The sequence below is a fragment of the Kribbella speibonae genome, from assembly GCF_004331375.1.
In the GTDB taxonomy this organism is placed as follows: Bacteria; Actinomycetota; Actinomycetes; order Propionibacteriales; family Kribbellaceae; genus Kribbella; species Kribbella sindirgiensis.
In genome coordinates this window covers 85269-103686 of the sequence record NZ_SJKC01000004.1, presented here as the reverse complement: position 1 = coordinate 103686, position 18418 = coordinate 85269, and the positions used below count along the sequence as shown (strand labels likewise).

At 68.2% G+C, this 18418-nt stretch carries 18 protein-coding genes; 6 read left to right on the top strand and 12 right to left on the bottom strand.

Annotated features, from left to right (window positions below):
* Positions 1–5: 5 nt before the first annotated feature.
* The 4 genes from E0H92_RS28640 to E0H92_RS28625 are packed head-to-tail and all read right to left on the bottom strand — an operon-like array spanning position 6 to position 4480.
* Positions 6–737, bottom strand: a complete 732-nt coding sequence (locus E0H92_RS28640) for a hypothetical protein (RefSeq protein WP_131498465.1) — start codon at positions 735–737, stop codon at positions 6–8.
* Positions 721–2913: a hypothetical protein gene (locus tag E0H92_RS44325; protein WP_165550084.1), complete on the bottom strand. Its 2193-nt coding sequence runs from the start codon at positions 2911–2913 to the stop codon at positions 721–723. The genes E0H92_RS28640 and E0H92_RS44325 overlap by 17 nt, the downstream gene beginning before the upstream one ends.
* Before the next feature lie 44 nt (positions 2914–2957).
* A complete protein-coding gene (locus tag E0H92_RS28630) occupies positions 2958–4139 on the bottom strand; it encodes an RNA polymerase sigma factor (RefSeq protein ID WP_131498464.1) in 1182 nt (393 codons plus the stop codon).
* Positions 4136–4480, bottom strand: coding sequence for a YciI family protein (locus E0H92_RS28625; protein ID WP_131498463.1), 345 nt, complete (start codon positions 4478–4480; stop codon positions 4136–4138). The genes E0H92_RS28630 and E0H92_RS28625 overlap by 4 nt, the downstream gene beginning before the upstream one ends.
* 103 nt (positions 4481–4583) lie before the next feature.
* Between E0H92_RS28625 and E0H92_RS44320 the strand changes: the two genes are divergently transcribed.
* On the top strand, positions 4584–4739 hold the full coding sequence (locus E0H92_RS44320) for a hypothetical protein (RefSeq protein WP_165550083.1): 156 nt from the start codon (positions 4584–4586) through the stop codon (positions 4737–4739).
* Between the two features lie 127 nt (positions 4740–4866).
* Here the strand turns inward: E0H92_RS44320 and E0H92_RS28620 are convergent, their stop codons facing one another.
* The 8 genes from E0H92_RS28620 to E0H92_RS28585 are packed head-to-tail and all read right to left on the bottom strand — an operon-like array spanning position 4867 to position 14466.
* Positions 4867–5796 (bottom strand): DUF1177 domain-containing protein, encoded by a 930-nt coding sequence (locus E0H92_RS28620; RefSeq protein ID WP_131498462.1) that lies wholly within the window; start codon positions 5794–5796, stop codon positions 4867–4869.
* A gap of 15 nt (positions 5797–5811) precedes the next feature.
* A complete protein-coding gene (locus E0H92_RS28615) occupies positions 5812–7416 on the bottom strand; it encodes an OPT/YSL family transporter (RefSeq protein ID WP_131498461.1) in 1605 nt (534 codons plus the stop codon).
* Entirely contained in the window at positions 7413–8081 is a 669-nt protein-coding gene (locus tag E0H92_RS28610; RefSeq protein WP_131291183.1) for an AroM family protein, read from the bottom strand. Before E0H92_RS28610 ends, E0H92_RS28615 begins: the two co-directional genes overlap by 4 nt.
* Complete coding sequence (locus tag E0H92_RS28605; protein WP_131498460.1) at positions 8078–9751, bottom strand: ABC transporter ATP-binding protein; 1674 nt, start codon at positions 9749–9751, stop codon at positions 8078–8080. Before E0H92_RS28605 ends, E0H92_RS28610 begins: the two co-directional genes overlap by 4 nt.
* Positions 9744–11009, bottom strand: coding sequence for a M20 family metallopeptidase (locus tag E0H92_RS28600; RefSeq protein ID WP_131498459.1), 1266 nt, complete (start codon positions 11007–11009; stop codon positions 9744–9746). Before E0H92_RS28600 ends, E0H92_RS28605 begins: the two co-directional genes overlap by 8 nt.
* A complete protein-coding gene (locus tag E0H92_RS28595) occupies positions 11006–12580 on the bottom strand; it encodes an ABC transporter substrate-binding protein (RefSeq protein ID WP_131463414.1) in 1575 nt (524 codons plus the stop codon). The genes E0H92_RS28600 and E0H92_RS28595 overlap by 4 nt, the downstream gene beginning before the upstream one ends.
* A gap of 28 nt (positions 12581–12608) precedes the next feature.
* Positions 12609–13466 carry an ABC transporter permease gene (locus tag E0H92_RS28590; protein WP_131291174.1) on the bottom strand — a complete coding sequence of 286 codons (858 nt, stop codon included), beginning with the start codon at positions 13464–13466 and terminating at the stop codon, positions 12609–12611.
* Entirely contained in the window at positions 13459–14466 is a 1008-nt protein-coding gene (locus E0H92_RS28585) for an ABC transporter permease (protein WP_130387284.1), read from the bottom strand. The genes E0H92_RS28590 and E0H92_RS28585 overlap by 8 nt, the downstream gene beginning before the upstream one ends.
* Positions 14467–14564: 98 nt before the next feature.
* On the opposite strand from E0H92_RS28585, the gene E0H92_RS28580 reads away from it, so the two are divergent.
* The 5 genes from E0H92_RS28580 (at position 14565) to E0H92_RS28560 (ending at position 18417) form a co-directional block, all read left to right on the top strand.
* Entirely contained in the window at positions 14565–15362 is a 798-nt protein-coding gene (locus E0H92_RS28580) for an IclR family transcriptional regulator (protein WP_202873890.1), read from the top strand.
* 17 nt (positions 15363–15379) lie between these two features.
* Complete coding sequence (gene pepE / locus E0H92_RS28575) at positions 15380–16093, top strand: dipeptidase PepE (RefSeq protein WP_131463413.1); 714 nt, start codon at positions 15380–15382, stop codon at positions 16091–16093.
* Between the two features lie 62 nt (positions 16094–16155).
* Complete coding sequence (locus E0H92_RS28570; protein ID WP_131498458.1) at positions 16156–16533, top strand: VOC family protein; 378 nt, start codon at positions 16156–16158, stop codon at positions 16531–16533.
* Between the two features lie 69 nt (positions 16534–16602).
* Positions 16603–18099 carry a glucose-6-phosphate dehydrogenase gene (zwf, locus tag E0H92_RS28565; protein ID WP_131463411.1) on the top strand — a complete coding sequence of 499 codons (1497 nt, stop codon included), beginning with the start codon at positions 16603–16605 and terminating at the stop codon, positions 18097–18099.
* A gap of 84 nt (positions 18100–18183) precedes the next feature.
* On the top strand, positions 18184–18417 hold the full coding sequence (locus tag E0H92_RS28560) for a hypothetical protein (protein WP_131291163.1): 234 nt from the start codon (positions 18184–18186) through the stop codon (positions 18415–18417).
* Position 18418: the final 1 nt, after the last annotated feature.

Genomic DNA, 18418 nt, shown 5'->3' with positions numbered 1-18418 from the left:
GACACTCAATCCGAGAGATATTCGGACGGCTTCATCAGCGGGATACCGTCCACGCGCTTGCAGGCGTCGAGCAACTCGGTGAACTCGGCGTCCACGGGAGTGCTGCCTTCGCACACCGTGAAGTAGTCCGTCAGGAACCGCACGAGCAACTCGGGGTCGAGCCGCTGACCGTGACAGACCTCCGGGGCGGCGTGGAACACCATCAGCAACAGGTTCCGGACCCGCTCAGCTCCGGCGGTGAGGGCCGGCTGCACATACGGGACCGGCAGAATCAGCCCACCGAAACCGTCGTACAGCTGCATCCGCAAGTCTGCGTCGCCATACCCGGCAGCCTCGCTGTCGGCGTTGAAGCGTGGATCTTCCACCTCCGCGACAGCCAGCGCAGGCTGATACCTCGCGATCCAGCCCGGTACGGCGTCGCGAGCGAGTCCACTCCCGATGCCTCGATCACGGAGGTCCGATCGAACGGCCAGATAGGCCAACAGCAGCACACGAGCCGCAGGGTAGATGTCGGCGATGATCGCGGCCACGCCCCGTCCATCCGCATCGACCGCGACGCGACAGCAGACCCCGCTGTCTTCCTGCGCCAGCCGTGGCAGCAACTGGTCCCGCGGCTCCAACTCGTCGACGGGGAAGCTCGGATTGAGCACCTCGTCGTACAGGCGCTCAAGCTGCTCCGGCGCCAAGTGCCAGGAGTCGACATACTCCACGTCCGACCGGTCAGACACCGTGTCCATGCTTACCTCCCCGACGTCCCGTCAGCCAGAAACCCACTGCAATCGCGGTCGCGGTCAGCAGGACGAACGCGAGCTCCACGGAGGCCCACACCGACGGCACTCGATCGGCAGCGGATGCCTGGGTGAACTGATTGATCGCGTCGAACAGACCTACCAGCGAAAGCACCGCCAGCACCCCCAGGGCGGCCTGCATCCTCCCCTGGTACTTGCTGGTCGCGACCTCCTCCGCGCGCGCCCGCTGCTCCTCCGCACGCGCCTTGTGCTCCTCGTCGCGCGCCTTGTGCTCCTCGACAACGCCCACATACGCGGCGACCAGCGCGTAGAGCGCCTCGACCTCGCGGATCTCCTCATCGATCTCGCGTTCGTACCGAGTCAGACCCGCGGCTTCGTACAGCCTGTCGACCTGCCGACGCTGCACTCCGGCCGGCACCAGGCGCTGGCTGTGCAACCGATCGAGGCAGAGACGGACCTCGGCCACGTGGCGGGCAAGGCTCATCCGGTCCTCTTCCACCTGCCTGCGCTTGGTTTTCTCCAAATCTCGGGCCTTCAGCGGGTTGGCCAGTGCATCCTTCAGATCTCGCAGTTCCTGGCGCCACCGTTGCAGGAGTGGGGGAAGCGAGGCAACGAACTCGACCTTCTCCTCCTCGCCGAGGTAGACCCAGTTCGGACTACCGGGAAGCACCAGAAGCGTCGTGTTGTCGGTACGGGCCAGCAGGTCGGTGTCGTATCCGGCGTCTCCGCACAGGTTATGGACCTCCGGCACCTGTCGACGGGTCCATTCCTCGAGCGCGGTCGCATAGCTGGTGATCGGGTTCAGCAACAGCTTCCCGGCCGTTGCGGTGATGTCCGCACCGGTCGCTTCGCGTTCGTCACCGCCGGCGACGCGAACCCGCGCCCGCCTGATCTCCAGCACGACGTGGAAGTTCTTCTGAAGATCCGCGTACCACTCGCTCAGCTTCGCGTTAGCGACCTGCATGGCTAGGTCCTCGAGTACTCCGTTCGCGAACTCGTGGAGGCGCTTCCACGATCGGCCGTCGCCGCCCTCGAGCCAGGTCACCGTCTCCTCGCCCATGATGGGCAAGGCTCGACGGAATCCCTGGTAGATGTCGTGCAGTCCCAGCTCGCCGCTGGCGTGCTCGATCCGGATGTAGTGATTGCCGAGATTGCTGAGCCGAAGCTCGACAGTATGGCGAAGATCGAGGCCGGCGGTCGTGCGGATGTTGATCGGCGGCAGCGTCACCACGAGGCCGTTGTAGACCTTCTCGTTCCAGATGTCGGAGAGTTGCAACCTGTCGGCAAGCTGCGGTCGCGCACCGGCCAGGACGTCCGCCTCCCCGAGATCCTCCCAGTTGACACTCGGCGGGACGGCGAACGGATAGCAGTAGATCAGGCGGGCCTCGTCGACCGTCAGCTCCGGCATCCTTGGACCGGGTGTGTGCTCAGCCAAGCTTTGCAAGGCATACCTGTGCGCACGCAGCTCCGAGGCGTAGACGTCGTTGGCCAGGAGCGCACTGGACTCGGCTTTCTCGAGCCGTGCCATGCATGCCTCGAGCGCACGGACGGCGTCGGAGCCTTGCAGGAGCCAGCCCAGTACGGCGTGGGCGACCGCGGCGACCGCCTCGTACGTGACTATGTGTTTCTCGACGATCTCGGACAGGAATCGGCCGAAGCTCGAGGCGTCCAGGTTGCGGGTGCTCTTGATCGATCGAAGGATCGCCGAGTTGACTTCCGCCACGGCTGCCGCGTGATCCTCGAGCGCGACCGGACAGGAGCTGTTCACCGCTCCCTCGGCATTCATGCACTCCGGCAGAGATGCGACGTGCTGGAGGAACAAGTCTGTGGCCGGGTCATCCAAGCCTTCCGGCCTGTCGCACTGCTCCCAGCCTCGGCGAGCGCTGTCGATGGCCGCGCTGATCCTGTCGTAGTCACCGGTCAGCTCCCACTCCGCCTGACATCGCGCGTAGAGATAAGCGGCTAGTAGGAGCGTTTCTCCGGGTTGCCGGCCCGCCGCGGTCCAGGCCCGTGCGAACTCTGCGGAAACGTCCTCATCGTCCAGTGCACGGTCGACGATCTTCCGGAACGCGTCGTTGCTGCTCTCAAGCGTCGTTGTCAGTGCTGTTAGCTCTCGGCGGCTGAATTCGCCGGCGATCGCGGCCCAATCGGTCTCCCCCACCATTGCGCCCCCTCCCCCTCTTGCCACAGTACGCGCGCGGGGGCATTTCAAATGAGCGAATCAGCGAACCGCTTCTCCAGGTACAGGCGTTCGGCGTCTGTGGTGGCCAGGGTCAGGGCTTCGCGGTAGGCGGTGGCGGCTTCGGGGTGGCGGTTCAGGCGGCGGAGGAAGTCGGCTCGGGTGGCGGGGAGGAGGTGGTAGCCGTTGAGGGGGCCGGCTGCTAGGTCTTCTACTAGGCGTAGGCCTACGGCTGGGCCGTCTGCCATGCCTATTGCCACGGCGCGGTTGAGGGCTACTACGGGGGTCTGCGGGAGTTGGGCGTAGAGGGCGGCGATCTGGGGCCAGTCGGTATCCGCGGCCGTGCGGGCGGTGGCGTGGCAGGCTGCGATTGCGGCTTGGACTTGGTACGGGCCGGGCTCGCCGCGGCGTAGAGCGGCGTCGAGGAGGTCTACGCCTTCGGTGATCTGCGTGTGGTCCCACTGGGTGCGGTCCTGCTCGTCCAGCGTGACCAGTGCGCCGTCCGTTGCAAGACGCGTGTCGCGGCGCGCGTCGTGCAGCAGCATCAGTGCAAGCAGTCCTGCGGCCTCAGGTTCGTCCGGCATGAGTTGGACGAGCAGTCTGGCCAGTCTGATCGCTTCACCGGTCAGGTTGCTCCGGACAACATCGGAGTACCCCTCGTTGAAGAGGAGGTACAGGACCGCCAGTACGGCGGGTGTCCGCTCCGGCAGGAGGTCTGCGGGTGGGACGCGGTACGGGATGCCCGCGTGCTGGATCTTCTGCTTCGCGCGGGTGAGCCGTTTCGACATCGTCGTCTCCGGCACCAGGAACGCCCGCGCGATCTCCGTCGTACTCAGGCCGGCCAGCGTCCGCAGCGTCAACGCCACGCGTGCCTCCATCGCCAGTGCGGGATGGCAGCAGGTGAACATCAACCGCAGGCGGTCGTCCGGTACGTCGTACGGCGGCTCTGAGTCGTACGTCATCGCAGCCACCTCCTGCAGCTTCTGTGCACCCACTGCCTCACGGCGCAGCCAGTCGATCGCGCGGTTGCGTGCGGTCGTGGTGAGCCACGCGCCGGGCCGATCCGGTACGCCGTCGTTCGGCCACCGCTGCAGGGCCGCGGCGAACGCTTCCTGCGCGCACTCCTCCGCCAGCTCCCAGTTCCCGGTGAGCCGGATGAGAGTGGCGACCACCTGGCCCCACTCCTGCCGATAGATCTCCTCGAACGTCACACCGGCGGTTCCAGCACCGGAGGTTCGAACACGGGCCGGATCTCGATCATGCCGTAACCGGCCGCGGGGTGCTTCGACGCGATCTCGATCGCCTCGTCCAGGTCCGCGCAGTCGATCAGCACGAACCCGCCGATCTGCTCCTTCGTCTCCGCGAACGGCCCGTCCGTCAGCAGCAGCTCGCCCTCCCGCACCCGCACCGTGGTCGCCTCGTCCGGCGGCCGCAGCCCGGCGCCACCGGCCACGACCCCCCGCGACTCCATCTCCTCCGTCCAGCCGCCGCACCCGTCATTGGCATGCGCAGCAGCCGACTCGTCGCCACAGATCATCAGCAAGTACTTCACGGCTCTCCTCCAGAGTGTCTTCACCCCACCGACGAACGACCCAAGCGGGAACAGACACCCCCACCGTAGAAGACTCAAGCGGTGCGGGTGGAGTACGACGGCCGTGGTCACTGCCATCGGCCCGGCAACGAGTGCGCAGGCCCTCCTGGGTACCTGCTCCCGGGGATTCCAGTGGATCGACCACCACAAGTACGCCTACTCCGTGTGCGCGAGCGGTACGGGTGAGCAGCGCGTCGGAATGATGATCAGCCATCGCTGAATCCTGGCCGCGATGAGATCACCGGGTTGGGGAGGATCTTCTGCCCGATTCGGCACACAATCCTCCCAGGTCCGGTCGTTCGCCCGGGGCCCGAGCGGGAACAGACACCCCCACCGTAAAGCGTCTGTCAGCCCATGGTCTGGAGGTGGTGCATGCTGCCGTAGCGCTCGGTGAGGCGGGTGAAGTCGGCCTTGTCGTAGAAGGACGCTGTGCCGGCGCCGTAGGTTTTGGCGGTCTCGATGCAGAAGCGGGCGGCCGACTCCACGCTGGTCAGGTCGGTCGCGCCGGTGCCGCAGCCGGGGACGGCGGTCTCGGTGGTGATCGCGACGCCGACCACCGGCGCGGAGGTCGCCGTACAGGGCTGGAGGATCGAGTTGATGTGGTAGACGTCGTTCCCGTACGGCGTGATGTCCTGCATCGTCAGGGGCAGTACGACGGGCAGCCGCCCGGACACCTGGGAGGCGAGGTCGAGCAGGTCCTCGCTGACGCGCAGGATCCAGCCCTCCTTGACCGTCGGCGAGATCGCGAAGCCCTGGTGGTTCACGACCCGGTTGCCCTTGGTGGTGTCGACCGACAGGATCGCCTCCATCGCGTCCTCGACCTCGTGCTCGTTCATCGCGCCGACGTCCACCGGCGAATCCATGAACGGCACCGGATCGTGCGGACGGGTCGGGGCGTCCGGGCAGACGTGCGTCGCGACGATCACGTCACCCGGCAACTGGTCGCCCCGCTGCCGCATCGAGCCCAGCTTGCCGGCCACCGCGAGCGCGACCAGCGCCCCGTCGCCGTCGGACACGAAGCCGATCCGTTCCGGCCGGGCTCCGAGTCCGCCGAGCCGCCCGATGATCCCCAGCGTCGGCGCATCGCCACCGGCGCTCCGGCCCCGGCTGCCCGGGATGACTGCCCGGACGAAATCGGTGCTGCCCTTGTCGCCCTGCACCGTCGTCACGCTGACGTCGTCGACACCATGTGCCTTCAGCCAGCCGGCCACCGCCGTCCCGGACGCAGCCGCATCGTCGAGTAGGTCGTACAGGTCGAGAACTTCACGCCATGCCATATCTGTTTCTCCTAGTCAGAATTTCGTCTTCACGAGGCTGTTGCCGAAGCCCCACAACGCGTCGCCCGCGATGAAGCCGGCCGCGGCGATGGTCATCTGCGACTCCGCCTCGGGGCCCTTCCAGCGGCGGTACGCGACCCGCAGCACGATCCCCGCCAGCACCGTCCAGCCGGCGATCGGATTGACGATCAGCGTGCCGGTGGCGAGCAGGATGCCCATCTGGCGTTTCGCGCCGCCGAGCGCCTGGATGATCGCGCCCGGCACGGCCCAGAGCAGCAACTTGCCGATCAGGTCCTGGTCGGCACCGGCCTGGATGGTCTTGGCGTAGACCTGCACGATCGGCGGGAACAGGTCGCGGTCGAAGTACACGTGGTAGGTCAGCGCGACGACCGCACCCGCGACCGCCATCCCGATGACGCCCGCGAACAGCTGCTGCCGCCGCCCCGCCAGCTCGAACGCCGGGTCGCTGCCCCGCCCGCGCAGTAGCCAGCCCGCCTTGAAGTCGTACCCGGCGTCCGCGAATGCCGGTCCGCCGGCCGCGATGAACCCGACCAGCAACGCCAGCGCGATCGGCGGGAACCCGAGCAGCATGCCGATCGTGAGGAAGATCAGCGACGTCGCGAACGACGGGAACCAGCCGGAGTGCATTGCCGACAATCCGACGATGAACTCCGCGATGATGCACGACACCGCCGCGTACAGCACCCAGAGCACGAGCTCTCCGAACCCCAGGTCGCCGACCAGTCCGCCGGTGATCGCGAGCAGGATCGCCGCGCCGACGTACAGGACGAAACCGCGGCCGAGACCGCGGCCGGCGGCGGAGTCGTCGCGGGTGTACGTCGTACGCTCCGCAGTGGACTCGGTGGAGTCGGCGGGATCCGGCGTACGGCGGCCGCGGAACACGACCACGAGGGCCTGGATCAACGCCACCAGACCGGCGCCGACCATCAGCCCGTGCGGGATGTAGTGCGCCGCGATGTCCACTCCGAACAGGTCCGCACTGTAGCCCCGTGCCAACAGCCCGACGCCGAACATCGTCAGCGCGACCACGTTCCCGATGAACGCCACCCCGAACGCCGACATCGGAACGCCGAGCCACGAGCCGAGCAGACCGACCGCCGTACCGGCCCCCAGGAGCGCGGCCCGCTTGCCGCCTTCGTCGCCGGCCTTGATCGCCTCGGCCGCGGCGACCCCCGGCGGCCAGGCGCCCGATCCCGGGAAGACCTTCGAGTCGAAGAGCCAGTACAGCATCACGAAGTCGATCAGCATCGCGAGTCCGGCGCCGATCAGCATCGGCCAGACCAGTCCGGGCCGGCCGAGGACGACCGGGATCGCGATCGGCAGCAGCAGCGAGTTCGCGGCCGCGAAGGTCGCGGTGGAGATCGTCGACTGGACCAGGTTCTGCCGATGCACCGACCGGAAAGGACGCAGTACGGCGAGGGGCACCCGGCTGAGCGCGACCGCGACCAGGACACCGATCAGCGCGGTGTTCGGCGTGACGCCCAGGGTGGTGATGATCTGCAGACCGATGACCGCGCCGACGGCCGCGCAGACAACCAGCAGCGCCAGTGTGGCGGGCTCGAACGCCCGCGGGTGCTTGGTCTTCGTACGAGTGGTCATGTCAGCTCCGCAGTGAGTCGAGCGACGACTGAACGAGAGAGGACCACAGGCAGCCCGGACGCGGTCGCGGCCGCTTCACGATGCTCCTGCGTGTACCCCATACAGTCGAGAACCAGCAGCTGCGCGCCCTCCGCGGCCAACGACCGGGCAGCGTTCTCCAACTCGGTCAGACCAGGCTGGTACGGCGTCGCCCACGCGACCTTGATCTTCTGGTCCAGGTGCTCGAACTTCTCGTACGACTGCTGCTCCTGCTCCGCCAGCGGACACACCACTCCGACCAGCGCGTCACCGGCCAGCGCGGACAGGCCCGCGGTCAGCAGCGGACCCGCAAGCAGCAACGGGCGGCTGTGGCGGAACGGCGGGAAGTCGCCGGTGCAGACGATCAGTACGACGTCCGCGCCGCCTGCCTCGAGGATTTCGATCGCAGCCTGCAGCCGGGGCAGGACGCCCGCCCGGCCGATCACGACCGACGAGCCGTCGCGCAGCCGGGTGGTCAGGGTCTCGTCACCCGGCCGCGGCGCGAGCGTCTTCAGATCGGCCGCCGACAGCCCGTCCAGAGCACCCCGTTCGCGAACCTCGACCGACGACGGCAACCACTGCCGCATCTCCGGAACCATGTCGCTCCGCGGCGACTGCCCAATGGTCACAACACCCAGGACTGTCATGCGACTGCCTCCTTGGTTCCGGCTTCGACGAGTTCGCGGCGCTGGGCGCGGTCGAGGCGCGCTCGCGGGTCGGGCGACGGCACAGCGGCCAGCAACGCCTTGGTGTACGGGTGTTTCGGCGCGGCGAAGACCTCGTCGACCGTGCCGTGCTCGACGACCTTGCCGCGGCTCATCACGAGGACCTCATCGGCGATCAGCCGCACCACCGACAGGTCGTGCGAGATGAAGACGTACGCGAGGCCGAGCCGGTCCTGCAGGTCCTTCAGCAGCTCCAGCACCTGCGCCTGCACCGACACGTCGAGCGCGGACACCGGCTCGTCGCAGACCACCAGCGACGGGTTGAGCAGCAACGCCCGGGCGATGCCGATCCGCTGCCGCTGACCACCGGAGAACTCGTGCGGGAACCGCTCCAGGTGCCCGGCCTCCAGCCCGACGAGCTCCATCACCTCGACCAGGCGCTCGCGGATCCCCGCGGCCTCGAGGTCGGTGTGCAGCCGCAGCGGCTCGGCCAGTGTCCGTTCGATCGTCCACCGCGGATCCAGCGACGCGTACGTGTCCTGGAAGACGATCTGCATCCGGGCCCGCATCGCCCGCAGCTCCTCGGCCGGCAACGCCATCAGGTCGACGCCGTCGAAGCTGACCGATCCGGACGTCGGCTCGTGCAGCCGCAGCAGTGCCCGCCCGGTCGTCGACTTGCCCGATCCGGACTCGCCGACGATCGCCAGCGTCCGGCCAGGCGCCACGCTGAAGCTCACGCCGTCCACCGCGGCGACAGCTTCGGTACGCCGTCCGCGCCGCCGCCGGCCCGGGAACACCTTGACCAGGTCGGAGACCTCCAGGAGCGCGGGTCTTTCGGCCGGACGAGCCGTGCGCGAACGTTCCCGGTTGGAGGGCAAGAAGCTCAGCAACCGCTTCGTGTAGTCCGCCTGCGGTGCCTCGAAGATCTGCTCGACCGGTGCGGTCTCCTGCACCTGGCCGTCGTGCATCACCGTGACCTCGTCACAGGTCTGCGCGACGACTCCGAGGTCGTGGGTGATCAGCAGGACCGACGTCCCGTGCTTCTGCTGCAGGTCCATCACCAGTTCGAGGATCTGCAGCTGGGTGGTGACGTCGAGCGCGGTCGTCGGCTCGTCCGCGATCAGCAGCTTCGGCTCGCACGACATCGCCATCGCGATCATCACGCGCTGCCGCATCCCGCCGGACAGCTGGTGCGGGTAGTCCCGCAGGACCCGGGCGGTGTCGCGGATGCCGACCATGTCGAGCAGCTCGGCCGCACGGTCCGCGGCCTGCCGGCGGGACAGCCCGAGGTGCACGCGCAACGGCTCGGTGACCTGGTCGGCGATGGTCAGCACCGGGTTGAGCGCGGTCATCGGCTCCTGGAAGATCGTCGCGATGTCCTTGCCCCGCACGGCCCGCAGCGACCGGTCCGACAGGTTGGTGAGGTCCCGCCCGTCGAACTCGATCCGCCCGCCCGTCACGTGCACGTTCCGTCGCGGCAGCAGCCGGGTGATCGTCATCGCGGTGACGCTCTTACCGCTGCCGGACTCCCCCACCAGCCCGAGCATCTTCCCGCGCGGGATGCGCAGGCTGACGTCGCGCACCGGCGTGATCGGCCCGCGCGATGTGTCGATCCGCACCGTCAGATTGTCGACAGTCAACACATCACTCATCGGCCACACCCAGATAGCGCAGGGCGGTCAGGGCGTAGGTCTTGGCCGACAGTACGACGTCCGCGACCGGCGCGCGCTCGTCGAATCCGTGGATTGTCGACAACTCGGCCGGACCGTACTGCAGCACCGGAATGCCGTGGCTGCGGAACGTCCGCGCATCCGACGACGCCCACTGCAGCACACCTTCCGCAGGCTCACCCGTGAGCTCGCGCAGTGAACTGACCAGCTCGACCACGATCGGGTCGTCCGGCAGCGTCCAGTTCGGCTCGCTGCGGAACCCGAGCGGCTCCACCGTCGCCTCGACACCGGCCTCCGCCAAGAGTTCGTCCACCCGCTGCAGAACCTGTGCGCGGGTCAGTCCGATCGGCACCCGGGTGTCGATCTCGACAACGCACTTGTCAGCGACCACGTTGGTGGCGCTGCCCCCGGTGATCTTCCCGACGTTGATCGTCACGTGGTCGAACACCGCGCCGATGCCCGGCGCGTACCCTTCCCGCTCCTCCGCGAACACCTGCGACCGCGCGATCAGCTCCCGTACCTCGGCCGGCGCGTCCGGGACCATCTCCCATAGCGACTGCAACGCGAGAATCGCCTTCGCCGCTTGGAGATTCGCGTTCGTCCCGTGCAACGGCTGCAGGCTCCCGTGACCCGGCCGACCGGACACCGTCAGCCGGAACCAGTTGCTGCCCTTCTGCCCGATCGTCGGGTGCGTCCGCTCGGCCGGCTCCGCGATCACCGCACCGGTCGCACCGTCCAGCACGCCCTGATCGAGCAGCCAGTCCGCGCCGAGCGGCCCACCCGCCTCCTCGTCGGGTACCGCGGCGAGCGACAAGCGTCCACCGAGCGGTACGCCGAGCCGGTGCATCACGACGTACGCGTGGATGATCCCGGCGAGACCGGCCTTCATATCGCTGGCGCCGCGGCCGCGCAGGTACCCGTCGACGACGTCACCGGCGAACGGCGGGAAGCTCCAGCGGCTCACGTCACCGACCGGTACGACGTCCGAATGCCCCGCCAGCACCAGGTGCCGATCACCCGGCGAACCTTGATGCGAGACCACGTTCAGGCGGCCCTGGCCGGCGTCGAGGACGTCCACCTCGACGCCCGCCTTCCGCAGTACGGCGGCGATGAACTCACCGACCTCGGTGCAGTCCCCCGGCGGGTTCTCGCTCGGGATCCGGATCAGGTCACCGGCCAGCTCGACGAGCTCGTCCGCGGTCGCCTCGATTTCGGCGAGGACCTTCGTCTCCCAGCTCATTTGGTCACGCTCAGCTGGAAGAAACGGACGATGCCGTCCGGGTACGACGTGTAGCCGTCGAGCCCGGCGCGGTGCGCGACCACGATGTTGTACTCATACAGGTACGCCCACGGCGCCTTGGTGTTGATCTCCTGCTGCGCGGCGCCGTACAGCTTGTTGCGCTTGGCAACGTCCGGTTCGGTCGACGCCTGCTGCCAGGCCTTGTCCACGACCGGGTCGGAGAAGTTCGCGTAGTTGCTCGAGCCCTGGCTGGTGAGCAGCAGGCCGAGGTGGTAGCCGGGGTCGTTGACGAACGACGTCCAGCGGGTGATGTACGCCTGGACCTTCTTGGTCTCCAGCGCCTCCAGGAACTGCGGCCGCGCCATCTTCTTGATGTTCATCTTCACGCCGATCTTGGCCAGCTCGGCCTGGATCAGGACCGCGTCGTCGTTCCAGTCGTCGAAGCCGGAGCCGAGCGTGAAGTCGAAGCTGAAGCCCTGCGGCAGACCGGCCTGCGCGAGCAGCGCACGAGCCTTGTCCAGGTCGTGGGTGTAGGTGTAGCCGGCGTCGGTGAATCCCGGCGTGGAGCTGGCCACCGACGACTTCATCGGAGACGCCTGGCCCTTCATCACGTCGTTCAGCAGCTTCTCGTACGGGATCGCGTACGAGACCGCCTGCCGGACCCGCGGGTCGTCGAACGGCTTGATCTTGTTGTTCATCGCGAAGAACAGGATCTTGTTGCCGGCCCGCGAGTCGATCGTCACGCCGTCCGCTGCCTTCAGCGACTGCACGTCCTTCGGCGGCACCTCGAGCGCGAGGCCGACCTCACCCTTCTTGAGCAGCTGGACCCGGTTCGACGCCTCGGCGATGAACTTCACGTTCACCTGACGCAGCTTGGGCGTGTCACCCCAGTAGGAGTCGTTGCGGGCCATCGCGGCCTCGGTCGACGGGTCCCACTTGGTGATCTTGTACGGGCCCGAACCGGCCGTGTTGGTGGCCAGCCACTTGGCGCCGCCGTTCTGCGCCACCTTGTCCATATCGATGATCGAGAACGAGTACATCGGCAGGATCTGCAGGAACAGGTGGTTCGGGGCGGTCAGGTCGATCTTGACGTTCTGCTCGTCGACCTTGGTGACCTTCGCGATCCCGGCCATCTTGTAGAGGAAGCTCGCCGAGCTGGACGCCTTGATGTGGTCGAACGACTTCACCACCGCGTCCGCGGTCACCGGCGCCCCGTCCTGGAACTTGGCGTCCGCCCGCAGCTTGAAGGTGTACGACGTGTTGCCCGCGCTGGCCTTCCAGGACTCGGCCAGCATCGGCACGATCTGGTCGGTCTTCGCCTTCGGCTTGCCGCCGTCCTCGGTCCGGGCGTAGGTGACGAGCTGGTCGTAGGCCGCCACCACGAAGGTGTCCGAGGTGACGTCGTTCGCCTCGGCCGGGTCGAGCGTCTTGCCGCCTTCGGAGTAGGCCGCGACCAGGGTGTCGCCGGCGTCCTCCGCGCCGCTGCCGTTGCTGTTGCTGTTCGCGTTCGCGGCACAGCCGGACACCGCGAGGGCCGCCGCCGCGGCGAGAGCCAGAACTGTCCGCTTCATACGCGGTCTCCTTGTCGTTGCGGGTGCGTCATTTGCTGGTCCGCAGGCGCGGGTCGAGGACGTCCCGGAGGCCGTCGCCGAGCAGGTTGAAGCCGAGGATCGAGGTCGCGATCGCCAGGCCGGGGAACGTGGTCATCCACCACTCGCCGCTGATGATGTAGCCGCGGCCGTCCGAGATCAGCACGCCCCACTCCGGGTCGGGCGGCTGGGCGCCGAGGCCGATGAAGCTCAGCGAGGCGGCGGTCAGAATGGCGTAACCCATGCCGAGTGTGGCCCGGACCAGGATCGGGGCGAGCGCGTTCGGCACGATGTGCCGGATCAGGATGCTGCGTCCCGGCAGGCCGATCGCGTGCCCGGCCTCGACGAAGTCCCGCTCGCGCAGCGACAGCACCTGACCGTGCACGATCCGGGCGAACTCCGGGATCCCGACGATGCCGACGGCAACCATCGCGCTGACCATGCCGGGACCGAGCGCGGCCGCGATCGCCATCGCGAGCACCAGCGACGGGAACGCGAGCAGCATGTCCATCAACCGCATCACCAGACCGCCGGCGCGGCCGCGGACGAACCCGGCGAAGGCGCCCAGCGGTACGCCGATCAGCAGCGAGATCGCGATCGCGATCAGGCCGGTCCACAACGAGATGCGGCCGCCGGCCAGCACCCGTGTGAGCAGGTCGCGACCGAAGTTGTCGGTACCGAACGGGTGCGCCCACGAAGGGCCCTGGAGCAGTGCGCCGGCGCCGGGTTGCGTGGCGCCGTACGGCGAGAGACCAGAGAGGAGCGCGCCGAGCGTCCACAGAGCGATGAAGACGAGGCCGACGACGGCCAGGCGGTTGCGCAGGAGCAGGCTAAGCGTGGTGGTCGGGCGGGACTTGAGATCAGGCATCGGCGATCCTCGGGTCCAGGCGGGCGTTGACGAGGTCGACGACGAGATTCGCCGCCAGGTAGACGACCGCGGCGACCAGCGTGAAGGCCTGCACCGGCGCGTAGTCGGTGGCCAGGACGGACTGCACGACGTACGAGCCGATGCCGGGCCAGGTGAAGACGGTCTCGGTGATGACCGCACCGCCCATCAGCTGGCCGAACTGCAGGCCGGAGATCGTGACGATCACCGGGGCCGCGTTCCGCAGGGCGTGTTTGAGGGTGACGACCGACGGTTTGAGGCCTTTGGAGACCGCCGTCCGGACGTAGTCCTGACCGATCACCTCGAGCATCGCCGAGCGGGTCATCCGCGCGATGATCGCCGTACTGCCGGTCGCCAGGCACAGCGCCGGCCAGATGATGTGGGACAGCGCCGAGCGGAACGCCACAAAGTCGCCGGTGAGCAGCGAGTCGACGAGGTAGAGGCCGGTGATGCCGGTCGGCGGGTTGATGCCCTCGGCCACCCGGCCGAGCGGTGCCGGTGCCCATCCGAGCTTGTTGTAGAAGACGACGATCACCATCAGCCCGAGCCAGAACAGCGGCATCGACGCACCGAGGAGCGAGAACACCCGGCCGGCGTGGTCGACCGGGCGGTCGCGGCGCGTCGCACTGATGACCCCGAGCGGGATGCCGGCGAGCAGCGCGATCAGGAGCGCCACCAGGGCGAGCTCCACGGTCGCGGGCAGCCGGGACGCGAAGTCGGAGGCCACGCTGTGACCGGTGTGCCAGGCGAAACCGAGGTTGCCGTGCAGGAGGTCCGTGAAGTACCGGACCAGCTGGAGGTGCAGCGGCTGGTCGAGGCCCATGTCGGTGCGGATCTTCGCGACCACGCTCGGGTCCGCCTGATCACCGGCCAGCGTCCGGGCCGGGTCGCCGGGCAGCACCCGGGTGAGCACGAAGATGCACACCACGACGCCGATCAGCGCGGGCAGCATCGCGGCCACGCGGCGCAGGACGAGGTTCATGCCGAAGAGAGTCGAGGAGAAGGCGCGACATCTGCAACGACTTCCCGTTATATGAGAGAGGAGATCGATAATTGGGCCGCTGCGTTACTCTTCTGCGCGTGGATGACGACGTACGATCACCGCTGCAGACCGTCGATCGGGCGCTGCAGATCCTGATCTCGTTCTCCGAGCAGCGCCGCGACTGGGGTGTGATGGAGCTCGCCGACGAGCTCGGGATCGACAAGTCCTCGGCCCAGCGGCTGCTCGCGGCGCTCGCGTTCCGCGGCTTCCTCCGTCCGGACCCGATCACCCGCCGGTACAGTCTCGGCCCGACGATGTGGCGGATGGCCGCACTGTGGGAGCGCACCGGCGGGCTGGCCGCGCTCGCGGACGGGGTGCTTGAGCGCCTGGCCCAGGACACCGAGCGTACGGCGACGTTCACGATCCCGGACGGCTTCCACGTGCGCTGCATCGCGGCGGTCGACGGCGGCGGCGGTCCGCTGCGCAGCCACCCGCTGGTCGGTGACCTGTACCCGGCGCACGCCGGCGCGACGTCCCGCGCGTACTTCGCCTTCTTGGACCGCAACGAGCGCCGCGCGCTGCTGTCCGGGCGGCCGTTCGCGCGGTTCACCGACCTGACCGAGGTCGACGAGGCCGCACTGGAGCGGGTCTTCGAGGACACCGTGCAGACCGGCTGGGCGTTCTCGGACGGCGAGTACGACGCCGCGACCCGCGCGATCGCCGCGCCCGTCCGGCTCGGCCGCCGCCCGATCGGCTCGCTGACCGTGGTCGAGGGCAAGTTCGAGGAACTGCCCGGCGATATCCGGGACCACGTCCCACGGTTGCTGGAGGCAACCGAAGAACTGAGCAACCTGCTCGCGCACCGTACGCCGGCGGCCCGCACCCGCCGTCGCTGACCAGCAAAGGGGATCTTGTGGAACTGCTTCTGCTCTCGAACTCCGCCACCCACGGCCGGCCGTTTCTCGAGCACGCTCTGGACGCGCTGCGCGACATCCTGCGCGACGTCCGCGAGCTGGTGTTCGTCCCGTACGCGCTCGCCGACCACGACGGCTACACCGCAAAGATCCGGACCGCGCTGGAACCGCTCGGCGTGTCAGTTGTCGGCGCTCACACCGATGCCGGAGCACTCGAATCGGCGGCCGCGATCTTCGTCGGTGGCGGCAACACCTTCCGGCTGGTGAAGACGTTGCAGGTCAGCGGACAGCTCGACGTGATCCGCGATCGCGTCCGCAACGGGACGCCGTACCTCGGATCGAGTGCCGGGACGAACCTGGCGGGGCCGTCGTTGCGGACCAGCAACGACATGCCAATCGTGCAGCCGCCATCGTTCGAGACGCTCGGTCTGGTGCCGTTCCAGCTCAACCCGCACTACCTCGATCCGGACCCGACGTCGACGCACCAAGGCGAGACGCGCGAGCTGCGGATCACCGAGTTCCTCGAGGAGAACGACGTACCGGTGCTCGGGCTCCGCGAGGGGACGTGGCTGCGGCGGCACGCGGACACGCTCACCCTCGGCGGCATCGCGGCCGGCGCGCGGCTCTTCCGGCGCGGCGCCGACCCCGAGGAGATCGCGTCCGGCAGCGACTTGTCCGAACTGCTGAAGGTCACTGCGTCGTACGACGCCTAGTGCAAGCCCGGTCCCGGGTCTAGCGTCGGACCGTAGTGGCGTTACCAACGGAGAGGGCTGCGATGACAGGGCGGATCGTGCACTTCGAGGTTCCGTACGACGACGGCGACCGGGCGCGGGCGTTCTACCGCGAGGCGTTCGGGTGGAACGTGATGGAGATGCCCGGACTGGACTACACGATGGCGTCGACGGGACCGGTGGACGAGCAGTCCATGCCGGCCGAACCGGGCTTCATCAACGGCGGGATGTTCCAGCGCACCGAGGATCTCAAGGGGCCGATGCTGACCGTCGACGTACCGGACATCGACGCGGCCTGGAAGACGATCGAGAGCCTCGGCGGTGAACGGGTCGGCGAGAAGGTACCGGTCGCGGACATGGGCTTCGCGGCGTACTTCAAGGACCCGGAGGGCAACATTCTCGGTCTCTGGCAATCAGCTTGACCCCTTGGCGTCACCGGAGGCACCTAGACTTCGAAGGGTTGGCTCCGGTGGCGTCCTCGGGAGGACTGAATGCCTGACCGTACTCAGACCATTGCGTATCCGGCGCCCGGGTCGCGACCGTCACGGCGGGACCCGGAGCCGTTGGCGCCGCACGTGATCGTGCTGTTCGGGGCGACCGGCGATCTCGCCAAGCGCAAGCTGCTGCCCGGCCTGGCGTACCTGCAGCAGTCCAAGTTCACCCCGGACGTGCGGGTGATCGGGACCGCGACCGAGGACCTGAGCTCCGACGAGTTCCGCGAGCGTGCGCGGAAGGCGGTCGAGACGTTCGGCACTCACAAGATGAGCGACCAGGAGTGGGCCCAGTTCGCCGACCGGCTCGAGTACGTCCCGGTGACCGCCGGACCGGACGCGCTGGCGGCCGCGGTCAAGGCCGCCGAGGAACTGCTCGGACCGGACACTCGCCGGCTGCACTACCTGTCGGTGCCGCCGAAGGCCGCGCAGGCGGTGATCGCGATGCTCCGCGACGCCGGCCTGGTCGAACGCGCCCGGGTGGTGATGGAGAAGCCGTTCGGCGACGACCTGGCGTCCGCGATCGATCTGAACGACTTCGTCCACGAGACCTTCGACGAGTCGCAGATCTTCCGGATCGACCACTTCCTCGGCAAGGAAGCCGCACTGAACATCCTCGCGTTCCGGTTCGCGAACGGACTGTTCGAGCCGATCTGGAACCGGAACTTCATCGACCACGTGCAGATCGACATCCCGGAGTCGCTCGGCCTGGACCAGCGCGCCACCTTCTACGAGCCGACCGGCGCGTTCAAGGACATGGTCGTCACGCACCTGATGCAGGTGATGTCGTTCGTCGCGATGGAGCCGCCGACGGCCCTGGAGCCGCGGGCGATCTCGGAGGAGAAGAACAAGGTCTTCCGGTCGATGCTGCCGATCAATCCGGGTGACGTGGTCCGCGGGCAGTACTCCGGGTACCGCGGCGAGGAGGGGGTCGCGCCGGACTCGGACACCGAGACGTTCATCGCGCTGAAGGTGGAGATCGACAACTGGCGCTGGGCCGGCGTGCCGTTCTACCTGCGCACCGGCAAGAAGATGGCCGAGGGCCAGCGGATCATCTCGATCGCCTTCAAGGAGGCGCCGAAGACGATGTTCCCGGCGGGCTCCGGCGTCGGCTCGGAGGGACCGGACCACCTGACGTTCGACCTGGCCGACTCGTCCCGGGTGTCGCTGTCGTTCTACGGCAAGCGGCCCGGGCCGGGGATGCGGCTGGAGAAGCTGTCGATGCAGTTCTCCACCCAGGAGACCGGGAGCGCGGGCGACGTACTGGAGGCGTACGAGCGGCTGATCCTGGACGCGATGCGCGGGGACCACACCCTGTTCACCACGGCCGAGGGCATCGAGTCGCTGTGGGACCGGTCCGCGCCGCTGCTGGACGACCCGCCGCCGGTCAAGCCGTACCAGGCCGGCACCTGGGGCCCGAACGCGATCCACCAGCTGATCGCCCCGCGCGCCTGGCGCCTGCCCTTCGAACGCGAGTGGCGCCAGGCCAAGCAGTAACCCATTGCCGTCCCCGCCCGGCAGGCGCACTATCGAAGGTGTGATGTAAGTCACGAACACCTCGGAGGGCGAGGAGGTGGGCGAATGACGGGGACGAAGACGCATCTCACTGGGGAACGGGCGCCGTGTGGGCGGCTCGGAGATGCCGATCGGAGCCAGGAAGACGATTTCGAGGGCTTCCGGCTCGACGACGTGCTGTTCGCGTGCGGGTGCCGGCAGATGCGGCACGAGTTCCACGACGGCAGCGTCCGGATCCGGACTGTGCGGCACGACGGCAAAGTGCTGATGGACGAGCACAGCGGCGACCACGAAGCCTAGC